The following is a 15,115-nucleotide window of genomic DNA, read 5'->3' as shown; positions in this document are numbered from 1 at the left end:
AGAACGGCGACGTACGGACAGAACGATCCTGGGAGGGGCGAGATGATCTCGGCCCTCCCAGGGCAGTTCGGTGGATCAGTTCGTGAACGGCGGACTCGAACCCCTGCCTGATCGCCAGTCTCAGCGGGGGAGGAGGAACAGAAGATCCACCGCCACGATGGCGGTGGGCACCGCGCCGAGCGCGACGCAGGGCAGGCCGGCGAGCCAGATCGTTCGGCTACGCGTCCGCCGCGACGACCAGACCGCGAACCCGCCAGCCAGCACCGTCCATCCCGCGGCGACGGCGAACACGGCGAACGTCGGCCCAGAGCCGGCCCAGTCTCGACCGCCGCGCGCCAGGGCAAGGATGAGGAGAAGCGCGCCCGTGGCGGCGATTCCCAGCGCGATCAAGACGAACCCCAGCGTCATGACCACTGTCTTCGCCACACGCACGCTCCGGGCGCTGTCGTCTTGCACGACCAGGACGATACTGAGCGCCATGCTCGACTCGATCCGCCAGCGCAAACCCTCTTCCCGGTAGCCCCGACGGGGCGATGGTCGAGTGGGTTGATGGATCGGCCAACTTGGTGAGTGATTCGGCGGACTCGCCGCGGCCGGTGTTCCATCGCGGCGATCCGCTCAGGCTCGCCTACCCGCCGAGGACGGACTGTCGAGGATCCTGTTTCGCGGTCGTGGTCCACGCGAAGGGACCAGCACGCATCGCCCACACATCGGCAGAAGCGGACGGTGCCGCGGTGACATTTGCCCGGCGCCGCCCGAGAGGCGAGTCACTCGGCCGACCGAGACCACCACGTCTGCGCCGCCCCGAGCGCGATGCGGGCCAGCAGCACCGCGGCCCCGATGCCGGCGATCAGCCGGGCGCCGAGACCGTCGAGCCGGATGGCGAGCCAGCCGCCCGCAACTGCGCCAAGCACGGAGAGCACGAAGTCGACGATCAGCAAGGGCGTCAGAGCGAGCAGGAGCATGTCGGCTCCTGTGTCCCCACGCCGGCTCCGCCGCGCCAGGTACACCCAGAGCGTGGCGGTGCCGGCGAACGCGACCCATCCCAGGCCGAGCACCACCCACAGCACCGCGGTCACTGGGCTTCCCCAGCCGCACAACGGGACACACGAGTATTCATAAGCGGTCCTCCCTATCGGTCCCGACCAGGGTGAACTTGTCTGGACACTCTGTCAAGACAGAGTGTCCGGACATGGTGTCCGGGAAGTGGGTTTCTCGTACCGCCGGATACGAGGCGGGCAGGCCATGACTGCACCCCGAACTCGGAGCTGCCCAGGCCATCAGTGACCCGGGCCGCGCAGACCAACCGGCCCGATCGACGGGAAGCCACGAGCTGATGATCTTGGCTGTGCCCTGGGTGAGCACCCACGGGCGTCCGCGCGTCGAGGCAAGTGATGGTCGATGACCCGGCCTGTAGCTGTGCGAACTCGATCAGGTTCGGACAGGGCTTCTGTCGTTCACGTCCTCACCGTGATCATGGGCGTCGTCGTCGGCCGCACCTTCCTCTTCGGCTTCGGCAACGTCCTCAACCTCGCACTCCGGCTCGGAGTCCCGGTCTGGGTCGCGCCGCTCGTCGCACCTGCAGTCGATCTGTCGATCCTCGGGCTCCTGCTCGGCAGTCGGCACTTGGCCCTGGCAGGGGCGACGCCGGAGCAACTACGGCCAGCTCGGCGACTGCTGATCTTCGCCAGCGTGGTGAATCTGACCGGTCAGGACCGTTCGCGGAACGTGTCCGCCACCCAGTCGGCGATGAAGGTGCTGACGTGGGGCAGGTGATCGAGTCCGATGTGCTCGGTCGCGCCTTCCTCCGGGGTGAACACCCGCAGCTCGCGCCGGGGTGAGTTGACGGCTTGGTCGTAGGAGCGGTGGGCGTACTCGAGCGGGATCTGGCGGTCGTTCTCGCCGTGGGCGATCAGGAACGGGACGGTGATCTTTTCGACCACGCCGTCGAGGTGGACGCCGTCGGCGAAGGCGATGAACGCGTCGAGGTCGTCGTGGCCCCACACCCACAGCACGTGCTCCCAGTAGTGCGGCACCGGCCGTTCGCCTTCGCGTTCGAGCCGGCGGCGTTGCACCGCGCCCCAGTTGTGGTTGGCACCCCAGGCGACGCACAGCGCGAACCGCTTCTCGAACGCCGCGGCGCGGGGTGCGTAGTAGCCGCCGAGGGACCAGCCCACGATCCCGATCCGGTCTTTGTCCACTTCGGACCGTGTCTCGAGCCAGTCGACGGCCGCGGCCGCCCAGGCTTCGGCGTCGATGCGGGCGGTCAGACCCTGCAGGCGCAGGGCTTCCCCGGTGCCGGGCTGGTCGAGCATCAGGCACGAGATCCCGCGGTCGGCGAGCTCCCGCCAGTGTGCCGAGCCGTACATGTGTTCCTTGTTCGAGTCCAGGCCGTTGACCAGGACGATCACCGGCGCCGGCCCGGTTTCGGTGGCCGGGGCGAGGGAAAGGTAGGCCGGTAGGGTCGTGCCTTCGTACGGGATCGCCACCCGGGAGATCCGCCGGTCGCGCAGATCGAAGGACTTCTGCGCGAGTTCGAGGACCCGCCGGTAGGTGGGCAGCCGGTTCGGGTCGGAGTGGGCGAGCATGCGCTCGGCCTGGCAAAGGTAAGTGGTGGCCCGGAAGTACAGTTCGCCGGCGGTGCGGGTGTGCCCGGCTTTCTCGGCCTGTTCGGCCTGGGTCACGAGCTGGTCGGTGAGCGCGGTCCAGGCCCGCAGGAAGTCGGGCGTTCCGGCGTCCGAGCCCTGGGCCGCGGCTTCGCGGAGGGGCCGGCAGGCGCGGTCCACCTCGTCGATCAGGCCGCCGCTGTTGAGCGCGGCGACCACGCCGAGGTTCCACACGTAGTTGCCGGGGAAGTATTCGAACACGGGTGTTCCTCTCAGGTTCGGGCGGCTTCGCTGATCGACTTGACGCCGCCGTGCGCGGTCATGCCGCCGTCGACGGGGATCTCGGCGCCGGAGATGTAGGAGGCCGCGTCACCGATCAAGAACGCGACGAGCGCGGCGACTTCTTCGGCGGTCCCCGTGCGGCCGAGTGGGGTCTCGGCGACGTTCGCGGCCCGGAACCCGCGCGGCGCCGAGGCGGTCATCGGGGTTTCGATGTACCCGGGGTGCACAGCGTTGACGCGGATACCGCGGCTCCCCAGTTCGAGGCAGGCGGCCTTGACGAAGCCGCGCAGCGCCCATTTGCTCGCGGTGTAGGCGAGCGGGTAGTGGCCGGTCAGCGCCGCGGCCGAGCCGGTCACGACGATCGAGCCGCCGGCCGGCATCCGCGGCACCACCGCCCGCACGGCCCGCAGAACGCCACCGACGTTGATGTCGTGCACGTGCGCCAGGTCGGCGGGGTCCAGCTCGCCGAGCCGGGCCCGCCAGGTGATGCCCGCGGCGGCGACGAGTCCGTCGACCCGGTCGAGGCTCGCGGCGAGCCCGGCCCAGCCGGCGTCGTCGGTGACGTCGAGCCGGTGGTGCTCGACGCCGGGCAGCCCGGGGTCTTCGGCACGGTCGACCCCGATCACCCTCGCCCCCTGCGCGGCCAGCAGCCGCGCGGTCGCCGCGCCGATGCCCTGTCCCGCACCGGTGACGACCACGACCTTGCCGGTCACCGCGACCGCCGCCGCGGCCGGGCACGGGCCGGCCGGACCGGCGGCAGTTCGACGCCGGGCACGACCGTGTTGCGGATCGTCCCGATGCCTTCGACCGTCATCTCCACGACGTCGCCGGGCCGCAGCGACTCCCGCGGATCGCCGCGTCCCCACAGCTCCGCCAGGCAGCCGCCGTTGCCGCAGGTCCCGGAGCCCAGCACGTCACCCGCGCGCAGCCGCGTGCCGCGGCCGGCGTAGGCGGCCAGTTCCTCGAACGGCCAGCCCATGTTGGACAGCAGGTCCTGCCCCACTTCGCAGCCGTTGACCGCCACCCGCATGTCCAGCGCCAGGAAGCCATCCGCGTCGCGGTACGGCTCGAGTTCGTCGGCCGTGACGAGCCACGGGCCGAGCGTCGTGGCCGAGTCCTTGCCCTTGGCCGGTCCAAGGTTGACCTTCATCTCGCGGCGCTGGAGATCGCGGGCGGACCAGTCGTTGAGGATCGTGTACCCACAGATCCCGGCGGGACCCCGCACGGCGGCGACCTCGAGTTCGAAGTCGAACAGCCGCGAGCCGGGCGGGATCGGCACGTCGTCGTGCGCGCCGATCAGTGCGCAGGGATTGGTGAAGTAGAACGTCGGCGCCTCGTACCACTCCGGTGGCACGGAACCCGGCGCCACCATGCCTTCGACGTGTTCCTCGAACGCCACGAAGTCCCGTATGGATGGCGGCTCCAGCGGCGGCAGCAGTCGCCGTCCGGTCAGCGGGACCGCGTCACCCGTCGCGCGGGCCCGCGCGCCCGCTTCGTGGAGTGAGCCGGTGCGGATCAGCTCCAGCACGGTGGTTCCCGCGGGCAGCCGCAGAAGCATGCCGTCTTCGACGACGCCGCAGCGGACGGCACCGCCGGGTTCCTCGACGGTCGCGAACTTCATCGGGGTCTCCTCACACCGGCGGGGCGACGAACAGGCCCTTGTCCGGGTCGTTGAAGGACCGTTGTGCGACGAACTCGTTCATCGCGTTCGCCGTGCCCCACTGGTCGGACACCTCGGGGTCGCTGAAGTCGTAGAGGTGCGGGTGCCAGGTGTCCTCGTCGATCAGCTCGAGTTCGGTGGTGTATTCGACCGTGTTGCCGTGCGGGTCGAGGAAGTAGCTGAAGGTGTTGTTGCCTGCCAGGTGCCTGCCAGGGCCCCAGATCTTCTCGACACCCGCGCGCAGGAGCCGTCCGGTGCCGCGCATGTATTCGTCCAGGCCCCGCATCTCGAACGACACGTGGTGCAGCGACGGGTGCGGGCAGCGCGCGATGGCCATGCTGTGGTGCCACGAGTTCACCCGCAGGAACCACATCATCTCCCCCATCCGCGGGTGCATCAGGATGTCGGACAGCCGGAACCCGAGGTGCTTTTCGTAGAACGCCCGGGTCGCCTCGGGGTTCGTCGAGTTGATCACCACGTGGGACAGGCGGACCGGGACCGACTCGCCCGCTTCGATCCGGCGGTGGGCGCGGACGGCGACGTCAGCGCTGACCTCGATGGTGCGGCCCTCGTTGTCGAAGAACCGGAACCCGTAGCCACCGCCCGGGGTGTGCAGGGTCCGGGGCTCGTGCACGAGGGTCACGCCCGCGGTGGCCAGCCCGGCGGCCAGGGTGTCGACGTCGGCAGGCGTGGCGACGCCGAAGGCGATCAGGTCGATCCGCTTGTCACCGGCTTGGCGCAGCCGCACCACGTACTGCTCGGGCGAGCCTTCCGCGGCGAGGAACGCGACGCCGGTATCGGTGTGCTCGGTCTTCAGGCCCCAGGCGCCGGCGTAGAAGTCCTGCTGGCGGGCCAGGTCCGGCACGGCGAGGTCAATGTGCCGCAGGTGCGTGATCATCTCGTTCTCCTCCGGAAGGGTCAGGCGGGCTGGGCGACGAGGGCGGCGATCCGGCCGATCAGCCCGGGAACGTCGCCCTGCTCCCGATCCAGGAGCCACTGTCCGAGTTGGACGGACGCCTCGACCACCGTGGCCGCTCGCGCGCAGCGGCGGTCGGCGAACTCGGCCCAGACGCGGTCGTCGAGGGTTTCCGCGGCCAGCACCAGTTCGGTCAGGACCGCGGCGTCTTCGAGGGCTTGGGCGCCGCCCTGGGCCAGGGTGGGCGGGCAGGAGTGCGCGGCGTCGCCGATCAGCACCACCCGCCCCCGGTGCCACGGCGCCGGTAGGACGTGGGTCTCGAACAGGGTGTAGTTGATCCGCGACGCGTCGGTGAGCGTCGCCCGGACGTCGTCCCACGGGCCGTGGTACGCCTCGGCGAGCTCACGCATGGTCGCGAGCTGTTCGGCCGGGGACAGGCCGCTGCGATCCCGCGCGTCCTCGACGACGTAGGCGTAGAGCGTGTCCTCGCTGGTCGGGCAGTAGCCGGCGATGTAGGACGGGCCGCCGTAGAACAGATCGGTCCGGGTCACCGAAGCCGGGCGCGGGCCGAACGCGCGCCAGATGCCCATGCCCGTCGGCCGGATTTCCGGGTCGATGCCCAGCAGCCGGCGGACCGCCGAGCGGATCCCGTCGGCGCCGACGACGAGGTCGTAGCGGCCGGTCGAACCGTCGGAGAACGTGACGTCGACCCCGCTCGTGTCCTGGGCCACCGTGGTCACCGTGAGCCCGAACCGAATTTTCACCCCGGCCGAACCGGCGCGCTCGTGCAGGATCCGCGCCAGGTCCGGCCGGGGCATCCCCACCGTGGCCGGCAGGTCGGGGCCGCCGGTCCGGACATCGGGGATCTCGGCGAGCAGCGTCCCCGCGGGGTCCGGGGCACGCAGGCCAAGACTGTCGAAGCTGTATCCGTGCGCCTGCACGGCGTCCCAGACGCCGAGCTCGCGCAGCTCGCGCAAGGCATTGCCCTGCAAGGTGATTCCGGAACCGATGGCGGTGATGTCCGGCTTGATCTCGATGAGGTCGACGGCGACGCCGTGATCGGCGAGGTGGATCGCGGCGGCGGTGCCGGCGAGGCCGCTGCCGACCACGAGGACGGTGTGCACGGCGGGCATGGGACTCCTTCGTCCGGTCCGGGAGCTACTTGACGGCGATCGGGGCGACCGGCGCGCCGACCGCCCCGGTCACCGGCAGCGGGTCGGCGGTCAGCCAGAACTCGTACCGGCCGTCGGCGGCGCAGTCCGCGGCCAGCGCGTCGAAGTCCCACATCTCGCCGAGGTACAGCCCGAGGTGGGGGATGGCGACCTGGTGGAGCGGCTGGAAGGCGTCGTCGAACTCGTTGGGCCGGACCTCGAACCCCCAGGTGTCGGTGGCGATCGCGGCGATTTCGCTGTCGTGGAGCCAGTCCGCGGTGGTGAACGACAGCCCGGGCGCGGGGCCGCCCGCGTAGTCACCCCAGCCCTCGCGGCGCGCCCGGGCGAGCCGCCCGGTCCGCACCAGGAGCAGGTCTCCGCGGCCAACTCTCGCGGCTTCCCCTTGCGCGGCCATGGTTTCCTCGAGGTGCTCCACGGTGATCGCGAACCCGTCCGGCAACTCGCCGTCGGTGCCGAGCGCCCGGCCGACGTCGAGCAGGACCCCGCGTCCGGCGATCCGGCCCGACGCGGTCTCGATGCCGGTGACGCGATCCCCTTCACTGGTCACGACGTCCCCGGCCCGGCGGCCGTTCCACGCCACGCCGTGGTCGAAGATGTGCCCGAGCCCGTCCCACTGTGTCGACGCCTGCAGCGGCATGAAGACGACGTCGTCGGCGCCGCCGATGCCGTGCGGGAAGCCCTGGGTGCCGCGCTCGGCCTCCAGGCCGGTGTCCAGCATGGTGTGCACCGGGTTCGTCCGGCGCCGCCAGCCTTTCTGCGGGCCGTCCGCGTCGAACCGCTGCGCCAGGGAGAAGCTCACGCCCCGCCGGACCAGGGCCGCGCCTTCGCGGCGCTTGGCGTCGTCGAGGAAGTTCAGGGTGCCGAGGACGTCGTCGGCACCCCAACGGCCCCAGTTCGAACAGCGCTTGGCGGCGGCGGCGATCGCGGCTTCGGGATCGGTGCGGTCCATGCCGCTCACGGTGCGGCACGCCACCGCATCAGGGAAGACGAAATAGCTAATGCGAACTATCAGCGCGATAGATAACCTCAGGTGGTGAACCTCGCGAGCCTGGACCTGAACCTGCTGGTGACGCTCGACGCGTTGCTCGAACACCGCAGCGTGAGCCGGGCCGCCAAGCAGGTCGGCCTCAGCCAGCCCGCGGTGTCCGCCCAGCTGGCGAGGCTGCGCCGGCACTTCGGCGACGACCTGCTGGCCCGCTACGGCAACCAGTACCGCCTCACCCCGCTGGCCGTCCAGCTGCGCGGCCGCGTGCGGACGGCGGTGAACGGCGTCGAGCGCGTCTTCGCCGCCGAGCCGGACTTCGACCCCGCGACCACCTCCCGGGAGTTCTCCCTCGCCATGACCGACTACGGCGTCGCGATCCTCGGCGTCGCGCTGGCCGCCGCCCTGGCGCAGGAGGCGCCCGGCGCGCGCGTGCGGTTCATCGCCAACACCCCGGCGATTGTCGACAACGCCCGCCAGGTACTCACCGGCATCGACCTGCTGGTCCTGCCGCACGGCTTCCTCGAAGGCCTCCCGCACCAGGACCTCCACCGCGACGACTGGGTCTGCCTGGTCGACGCCGGGCACCCGGCGGTGGCGCACGGGCTGACGGTGGAGCTGCTGCGGACCATGCCGTGGGTGGTCACCTACCACAGCCCGACCGCGTCGACCCCGGTCGTGCGGCAGATGCGGATGCTCGGCATCGAACCGCACGTCCAGGTGGTCACGGAGAACTTCCTGACCGTCCCGGGCCTCGTCGCCGGGACCGGCCGGGTCGCGCTGCTGCAGCGCCGGCTCGCCGAGCGCATCCCGGCCGACACGAACGTGCGGGCGCTGCCCTGTCCGTTCGAAGCCGGGCCGCTGGTCGAGGCGGTGTGGTGGCACCCGATGTACGAGCACGATCCCGAGCACCAGTACCTGCGCGTACTGCTGACGCGGATCGCCGCGGACGTCACCGAGCATCCACCGCGCTGATACCGCGCTTCGGGACAAGTGATTTCCGCTCTCCCGCCGCGGAACTCACACTTTCGGCACCTTCCCTGACCCAACGATGGAACTCAGGTGCCGAAATGCCCGAAAGCCCAACCGTGAACCTGTCCACGGCGGACTCCTCCACCGGACAACGTGCGACCGCCGGCCCGGTCCAGCTGGTCCTGCTGCTCGCAGGGAGCTGCCTGTCGGTGCTCGGCGCCGTCCTCATCGCGCCCGTCCTGCCGCAGATGACCCGGGCGTTCGCGGACACGCCCGGCGCCGGTGTCCTCGTCCCGATCGTGCTGACCGCGCCGGCGCTGCTGATCGGGCTGACCGCGCCGTTCGCCGGCGTCGTCGCCGACCGGATCGACCGGAAACGGCTGCTGCTGCTGGCCATGCTGGCCTACGCCGTGTTCGGCACGGCTCCCCTCTACCTGGACTCGCTCGGCGCGATCCTCGCAAGCCGGGTGCTCGTCGGGTTGTGCGAGGGCGCGGTCATGACCTGCTGCACCACCCTCATCGGTGACTACTGGTCCGGCGCGCGCCGGGCGCGTTACCTGGGCCTGCAGACCTTGGTCGCCACTTTGTCCGCCACCGCGTTCCTGGCTCTCGGCGGTGTTCTCGGCGCGTCGGGCTGGCGCACGCCGTTCTGGCTGTACGCCGTCGCCGCCCCGCTGGCGATCCCCATGGCGCTCAAGCTCTGGCAGCCGCAAGGCCGGCCGGCCACCACCGGGCACCTGACGAAACTGCCCTGGCGGCAGCTGGCCGCGCCCTGCCTCGTCACCCTGTTCGGCGGCGTCGTGTTCTACGCGCTGATCGTCGAACTGTCCTATGTGCTCACCGGCGTGGGAGTGGACTCCACCGGGACCATCGGCGCGGTCTCCGCGATCATGTCCCTGGCGACGGCCGCGGGAGCGATCGCGTTCAGCCGCCTGTCCGGCAAGACACCCCGGGTCCTGCTGCCCGTCGAGTTCGGCCTCTCCGCGGTCGGCCTCCTCCTGGTGTTCGCCACCGCCTCACCGATCGTCATCACCGTCGGTGCGGTCTTCACCGGCTTCGGCACCGGCATGCTGCTGCCCACCCTGCTGACGTGGGCGGTCAACCGGCTCACGTTCGACCAGCGAGGTCGCGGCACTGGCTTGTGGACCGGCACGCTGTTCCTCGGCGAGTTCGTGTGCCCGCTCGCCCTCGCCGCCATCGGTACCGGCGCCGGCGGACTCCAAGGCGCGCTCGCCGTCCTCGGCATCGCGTCCGCAATCGGCGGCGTCCTGACCGCGTTCCTGCTGCGACGGAACAACCAGCCGCTGAACGTCACCGAAGGCTGACCGGTTTTGCGACGAACGCTCAGCTCTGAGCCCGGTAGCCGATTCCGTCTCCGGCGCGCCGCCGCTGATGCTCTCATCGTCATGACACCCTTTCAGCGTTGCGCAGGGCGAGCCACGTGCACAGGCCGGCCAAGGCCAGTTCCGGAACTGCGCAGACGATGGCCTGGGTGAATTCGGTGCCGGCCTGGGCGGTGAGGACGTCGAACCAAGCGTCCATCACCATGAGCGCCGCGACGGCTGATGCCGACAGGCGGGCGCGGTCATCGCCGCGGTGGAACAAGCGCGCGGTGGTCGCGCAGCCGAGCGCCACAGTCAGGTCGAGTCCGATCCACACGGCCGGCCAGTGCCGTACCTGCGTGGTCTCGGGCAGGGACCGGCCCAGCACGAACACCCACGGCACCATGCCCGCGGCGACCGCGCCGAGCACCCTGGGCGCCCAGCTGGTCCGGGGTCGCGCCCGGGCACCCGGCGACCTCGCCGGGCGTAGCGGCCGGGGCATCGTCCGAACGGTCATGAGAATTCCTCCACCGAATTCGTGGTGATGCCGCCGGCGTCGGCGGCCCTGCGGCGAAACCTTGCCGCCGCGGCCTGCCGAGATCAGTAGCCCGTGGTTCCGACTTCGTGGTGGTGCCTGCTACCGCACCGACCCGGGTGCCTGAATGATGTTGCCATCGGCCCGGTCTCGATTAGCGTTGGATCGTGGACACGGCACGACGCACGCGGGCCGGTGGTTCGGCGGCTTTCAGGTTCGTCGCGGCTGGGGTGTCCGTGCAGCTGACCACCCCTGGGGATCACCACAGCACTCTGGCTTGGCCTGCACCTGACCGAGGTGAAGTTCGCCCGGGACATCGCCTTGGGCGGCGTGGTCTTCACGGCTCTCGTGCTGCTGGCCGTGTCCCCGGTGCTGACCGTGGTTCAGTGGAACCGGCTGCGCGCCGTGCTCGGCTTGGACCTCCCGCCGGTCACCGCCAGAAGATGGACTTGGCGCGGCCTTACAGCGACCGGGCGGCAGCTCGGCTACCACGCCAAGCCGCTCAGGATCCACACGGCGATCTCGGGATCGAAGACTTCGCTGTCTGCCGCCCGCTCGGCCACCCACAGCCGGCTGACTTCAGCGAGCCGTTGCTCGACGGCAGTGCACAGGGCCTCTCGAAGGATGCCGGAGACGGCGAGGACGAGGACGAGCGGACCCTCGCCGTCGCCGGGTCGACAACAGCCTCGGGAACATCGTCGTCAAGGACTTCCTCAAAGCTCCGAACGGTGAAGATGCCCTCCCACCTTGATGACGATGCTCACCGGGGCACAGTGCCTGTTCCACCGGGTACTAGGTTCACCATGAGATCGGGTACAGGTTTCATGGCACCGTCCTCCCGCGGTGCCCTAGCGTCGTGCCATGACGATTCCAGCCGGGCTGAGACGCACGGTCCTCCGGGCGCGGCGGGACACCGGCTTTCTCGCCGCTGGTGTGCTGCCGCACCTGGCGCTGGTGCCCGTGTGGGCCTGGGCGACGACGACTACCGACAGGACGGGGAACTGGCTCCTCACGGTTTCCGTGTCGGCCGCTCTGGTCCTGCTCGGCACCCCGGTGCTGACGTCCGTTCAGCGGGCTCGCCACCGGGTGCTCATCGGTGTGGACGTCCCCCGGCTCACCCCCACCGCCCCGGAACGATGGACGTGGGCTTCGACCGCCCGGTGGCTCGCGGCGACGCGGCCTTGGCGCAAGATCGGCTACCACCTCCTGCTGGGCCCGCTGCTCGCGCTGCTGGAGTTGCTGGTGCTCGCGATGGCAGCGGCGTGCCTGGCGGGCGTCAGCGCCTACGCCTGGTCATGGGCCCTGCCAACCGGAATCCGCCAGGACTGGTTCGGCTACCTGACCCAGCTGCCGGCTTACACAGCGGCTGGTCTCCTCCTCCTGTGCGCCCTGCCCTGGACCGCGCGGGCAGCAGCCCGGGCCGAGGCGCGGCTGGCGTTGGGCCTGCTCGGGCCCAGCCGGGCGCAGCGGCTCCAGGAGCGGGTCGATCAGCTGGCCGTGAGCCGGACCGACTTGATCGAGGCCGTCGACGCGGAGCGCCGCCGGATCGAGCGCGACCTGCACGACGGCACCCAGCAGCGGTTGGTGTCTCTCGCGGTCAACCTGGGTCTGGCCATGGCCACCCGCCCGGACCTGCCGAGTGATGCCCGCGAGGTGATCGCGAGAGCGCACCTGGAGGCGAAGGAGGCGATCGCCGAACTCAATGACCTGGTGCGGGGGCTGCACCCGGCCGTGCTCGAAGACCGAGGTCTGGACGCGGCGTTGTCCGGGCTGGCTGCCCGCACGCCCCTGCCGGTGCGGCTGCGGGTCGATCTGGAGGAGCGGGTGGCGCCCAATGTGGAGTCGGTCGCGTACTTCGTGATCTCTGAGGCGCTGACCAATGCGACGAAGCACGCCAACGCGGTGCGTGCGGAGGTGATAGTCGGTCAGGTCGGTGAGGTGCTGCGAGTGCGTGTTACCGACGACGGGCTGGGCGGTGCCGACGCCGCCGCCGGCACGGGGCTGACCGGGCTGGCCAAGCGGGTCGGCTCCCTCGACGGGGCTTTCCACGTCAGCAGCCCCGTTGGCGGGCCCACCACCATCACCGCGGAGCTGCCGTGCGCGCGGTGATCGCCGAGGATTCGGTGTTGTTGCGGGTCGGCCTGATCAAGGTGCTGGAGATGGGCGGGTTCCAGGTCGCCGCGGAAGCCGGCGACGCGGAGGGGCTGTTGGCGGCGGTGGCGGAGCACCGGCCCGAACTCGCCTTGATCGACGTCCGGATGCCGCCCGGCTTCACCGACGAGGGGGTGCGGGCGGCGATGGAGATCCGTCGGCGCTGGCCGGGGACGCCGGTGGTGCTGCTTTCGCAGTACGTGGAGGAGCGGTACGCGGCTGACCTGCTGTCGGCGAACACCAGCGGTGTGGGCTACCTGCTCAAGCAGCGGGTTGCCGATGTCGCCGACTTCGTGGCGGCGGTCCGGCGAGTGGCGGACGGGGGCACGGCCCTGGACCCACAGGTCGTCGCCCAGTTGCTGCTGCGGCGCGACAACGACCCGCTCACGCGGCTGACCCCCCGCGAACGGGAGGTGCTCGGCCTGATGGCCGAGGGGCGCTCCAATGCCGGCATCGCGCAGGCGCTGGTGGTCAGCGAGAGCGCCGTGGCGAAGCACATCAACAACATCTTCGCCAAGCTTGGCCTGCCCGTGGTCGACGCGGACCACCGCCGCGTCCTGGCCGTGCTGCGGTTCCTCGGAGCGTCCCGGGCCTGACCTTCCCATCCGTGATCACGATCTACGGCTGGAGTACCAAGCCGGCCATTCATTCGAGTCTCCGCGATGCGGTCGCGTAGGTGGCGATGTTAGATCTGGCCGCGGCGTCGTTGAGTGCCCAGTTTGCGCAGCTGCGCTTCTGGTCCTCCCAGGAGCGTCCTGCTCTGACGACTTGCCCAGGTGGGGTGCGCTGGGCGAAGGGGTCGGGTAGGTCGTTGATCCGAAAGTAGCCGCCTCCGGGCTGTCCCTTCCGGGTGCCTGCGACATGCACGACGAGCGCGTCCAACGGCGGGAGATCGCGTTCGGCGCACCGATGGTGGAAGGCTTCCATGAACTTGCTGACCAGGTTGGAGTCACCTCCGTTGTGCAGTTCCTGCGGCGCAGCCAGGCCAGCGGCGGCGAACACCAGGCTGTAATGAATGGTCGATCCGTTGTTGCAGGCACCATTGTCGATCACGTGGTCGATTGCTCTGTCGACCTGGGCCGTGGTGAATTCGGTGTCGCCCACGTGATTCCTTCCGCAGTGACTGTTGTCCTCTGGGTATCACTGCAACCGCCCGGCGGGTTACAGATGCGGGGAACTCTCATACGTCGAACCCGTGCCGTGCAGTGATCCACTGCGTCGGCAGAAGAGGCCGTTCGAGCGGTGGTGTGAGTTCTGGAAGGCGCTGCGGCGACGACTTACGTGGTCATTTCGTCTCGGGTGCGGTCCGAGCGCGCTTCGTGTGTGCCAACGCGTCGGCGGGTTGATGGTCTGGTGTCGCAGCAGAGTCGCGTGCTCAGCGAGTCTGAGGTTCTGCGAACGGCGTGAGCCGTCGATGGATGAGAGTCGCAGTCGTATCCGAGCTCGGAGCGTGGTCCCCGGTGTGACTGGATGGCTGGAGTGGTGCATGCCAGGCACCTCCCACCTGTTTGGACATCGGGAAGGAAGGTCACGGGGTTTGGTTCGGCTTCGGGTTGCGTCGAGGGTGATGCTGGAACGGCCTTATCTGAGATTCGGTGGCTTGGAGGTCGTCATGGCGTGGGTGGAGCAGACGGTCAGGCTTCGTGGCGGGTCCGGTTCCGCCGGGCAAGACGGACGATTGGGTCGGTGCCGGGATTCTCGAGTCGCCGGAGTGCGGAGGCCTAAGCCGGTGAGATGGAGTCTGATCAACGGCGAAAGGTGTGGATCGGTCCGGTCGGGGTTGACGTTCCACGGGCTGCGGCACAGCCACAAGACATGGCTGATCGCCGGGGGAGTGCCGGAGATCGCGCAGGCCCGTCGGTTGGGTCATCATCTGCCGAATCGGGTGGTGGAGGTGTATTCGCATGTGGCGCCGGAGGTGGAGACGCGGTTGCTGGCCGATTTGCAGCGTCGCTGGCAGAGGGCCACCCGTAGTCCGTATCCGAAGGGGCCGAAGTTGACGGCGGCGGCGAAAAGTCGACCGCGGACGGGCCCGCCAGTCAAGCGGGTACGAGTAGGTGCGGGTGTGCCCCTATCGCCGCTGGCGGGAGGGACAACGTCAGCGGCACCGCCCGGGAGCGGCGGCGACGTCGCGCCAGAGGCCCCGTGGGCGGGAGCGTGGTGCTCCAGAAATGCCCCAGGAGGGACACCTGCGCGCCCGCCGCAGTCGATCACCCAAGATCAGCCCACCGCAAAGAAACCCCTCCGACCTGCCGGAACGGCATGACCGAAGGGGTTCTGCGAGAGAGTGGAGCTAAGGGGACTCGAACCCCTGACCCCCTCACTGCCAGTGAGGGTCGATTATGGTCCTGACCTGCGGCGATAGAGAATCGCCTAGTGGAATGGTGCGCTTGATCGCCGTTTTTTGCAACTGTGTGTTGTTGAGTGCAGTTGTGACAGGGGGTTTGCCCCAGCTGTGCCCCAGTGAAATCAGTGAGAGGACTGCGCCGCGGGCGTGTCGAACATCTGGCGCATTCG

At 69.9% G+C, this 15,115-nt stretch carries 14 protein-coding genes and 1 pseudogene; 5 read left to right on the top strand and 10 right to left on the bottom strand.

All coding sequences use genetic code 11. The features are described 5' to 3' along the window. Positions 1-120 precede the first annotated feature (120 nt). Both AB0M82_RS20045 and AB0M82_RS20040 read right to left on the bottom strand, forming a co-directional pair. A complete protein-coding gene (locus tag AB0M82_RS20045) occupies positions 121-480 on the bottom strand; it encodes a hypothetical protein (RefSeq protein ID WP_364723680.1) in 360 nt (119 codons plus the stop codon). A gap of 287 nt (positions 481-767) precedes the next feature. Continuing rightward, positions 768-1,079 carry a hypothetical protein gene (locus AB0M82_RS20040; protein ID WP_364723678.1) on the bottom strand — a complete coding sequence of 104 codons (312 nt, stop codon included), beginning with the start codon at positions 1,077-1,079 and terminating at the stop codon, positions 768-770. 322 nt (positions 1,080-1,401) lie between these two features. Between AB0M82_RS20040 and AB0M82_RS20035 the strand changes: the two are divergent. Further along, positions 1,402-1,698 (top strand): annotated as a pseudogene (locus AB0M82_RS20035) (hypothetical protein); the annotation flags it as partial. A gap of 11 nt (positions 1,699-1,709) precedes the next feature. Here AB0M82_RS20035 and AB0M82_RS20030 read toward each other — a convergent pair. The 6 genes from AB0M82_RS20030 to AB0M82_RS20005 are packed head-to-tail and all read right to left on the bottom strand — an operon-like array spanning position 1,710 to position 7,585. Continuing rightward, positions 1,710-2,867: an alpha/beta fold hydrolase gene (locus AB0M82_RS20030; RefSeq protein ID WP_364723675.1), complete on the bottom strand. Its 1,158-nt coding sequence runs from the start codon at positions 2,865-2,867 to the stop codon at positions 1,710-1,712. Positions 2,868-2,878: 11 nt separating this feature from the next. Beyond that, positions 2,879-3,601 carry an SDR family NAD(P)-dependent oxidoreductase gene (locus AB0M82_RS20025; protein ID WP_364723673.1) on the bottom strand — a complete coding sequence of 241 codons (723 nt, stop codon included), beginning with the start codon at positions 3,599-3,601 and terminating at the stop codon, positions 2,879-2,881. Continuing rightward, positions 3,598-4,509, bottom strand: a complete 912-nt coding sequence (locus AB0M82_RS20020; RefSeq protein WP_364723670.1) for a fumarylacetoacetate hydrolase family protein — start codon at positions 4,507-4,509, stop codon at positions 3,598-3,600. Before AB0M82_RS20020 ends, AB0M82_RS20025 begins: the two co-directional genes overlap by 4 nt. A 10-nt stretch (positions 4,510-4,519) precedes the next feature. Continuing rightward, positions 4,520-5,446, bottom strand: a complete 927-nt coding sequence (locus tag AB0M82_RS20015; RefSeq protein WP_364723668.1) for a VOC family protein — start codon at positions 5,444-5,446, stop codon at positions 4,520-4,522. Between the two features lie 20 nt (positions 5,447-5,466). Beyond that, a complete protein-coding gene (locus tag AB0M82_RS20010; RefSeq protein WP_364723666.1) occupies positions 5,467-6,597 on the bottom strand; it encodes an FAD-dependent oxidoreductase in 1,131 nt (376 codons plus the stop codon). Positions 6,598-6,622: 25 nt separating this feature from the next. After that, positions 6,623-7,585, bottom strand: a complete 963-nt coding sequence (locus AB0M82_RS20005) for a cyclase family protein (protein WP_364723664.1) — start codon at positions 7,583-7,585, stop codon at positions 6,623-6,625. Between the two features lie 84 nt (positions 7,586-7,669). Here AB0M82_RS20005 and AB0M82_RS20000 point away from each other — a divergent pair, with 84 nt between their 5' ends. After that, positions 7,670-8,593: a LysR family transcriptional regulator gene (locus AB0M82_RS20000; protein ID WP_364723661.1), complete on the top strand. Its 924-nt coding sequence runs from the start codon at positions 7,670-7,672 to the stop codon at positions 8,591-8,593. A gap of 95 nt (positions 8,594-8,688) precedes the next feature. Then, complete coding sequence (locus AB0M82_RS19995; RefSeq protein WP_364723658.1) at positions 8,689-9,915, top strand: MFS transporter; 1,227 nt, start codon at positions 8,689-8,691, stop codon at positions 9,913-9,915. A 79-nt stretch (positions 9,916-9,994) separates the two neighbouring features. On the opposite strand, the gene AB0M82_RS19990 is transcribed toward AB0M82_RS19995, so the two are convergent. Continuing rightward, positions 9,995-10,429: a hypothetical protein gene (locus tag AB0M82_RS19990; protein ID WP_364723655.1), complete on the bottom strand. Its 435-nt coding sequence runs from the start codon at positions 10,427-10,429 to the stop codon at positions 9,995-9,997. 879 nt (positions 10,430-11,308) lie between these two features. On the opposite strand from AB0M82_RS19990, the gene AB0M82_RS19985 reads away from it, so the two are divergent. Both AB0M82_RS19985 and AB0M82_RS19980 read left to right on the top strand, forming a co-directional pair. Beyond that, positions 11,309-12,556, top strand: a complete 1,248-nt coding sequence (locus AB0M82_RS19985; protein WP_364723653.1) for a histidine kinase — start codon at positions 11,309-11,311, stop codon at positions 12,554-12,556. Beyond that, entirely contained in the window at positions 12,544-13,194 is a 651-nt protein-coding gene (locus AB0M82_RS19980) for a response regulator transcription factor (protein ID WP_364723651.1), read from the top strand. The genes AB0M82_RS19985 and AB0M82_RS19980 overlap by 13 nt, the downstream gene beginning before the upstream one ends. A gap of 49 nt (positions 13,195-13,243) precedes the next feature. Here the strand turns inward: AB0M82_RS19980 and AB0M82_RS19975 are convergent, their stop codons facing one another. Next, on the bottom strand, positions 13,244-13,702 hold the full coding sequence (locus AB0M82_RS19975) for a hypothetical protein (RefSeq protein WP_364723649.1): 459 nt from the start codon (positions 13,700-13,702) through the stop codon (positions 13,244-13,246). Positions 13,703-15,115 lie beyond the last annotated feature (1,413 nt).

It is taken from the genome of Amycolatopsis sp. NPDC051128 (assembly GCF_040682715.1).
Classification (GTDB): domain Bacteria; phylum Actinomycetota; class Actinomycetes; order Mycobacteriales; family Pseudonocardiaceae; genus Amycolatopsis.
This window is presented reverse-complemented; position numbering and strand designations above follow the sequence as displayed.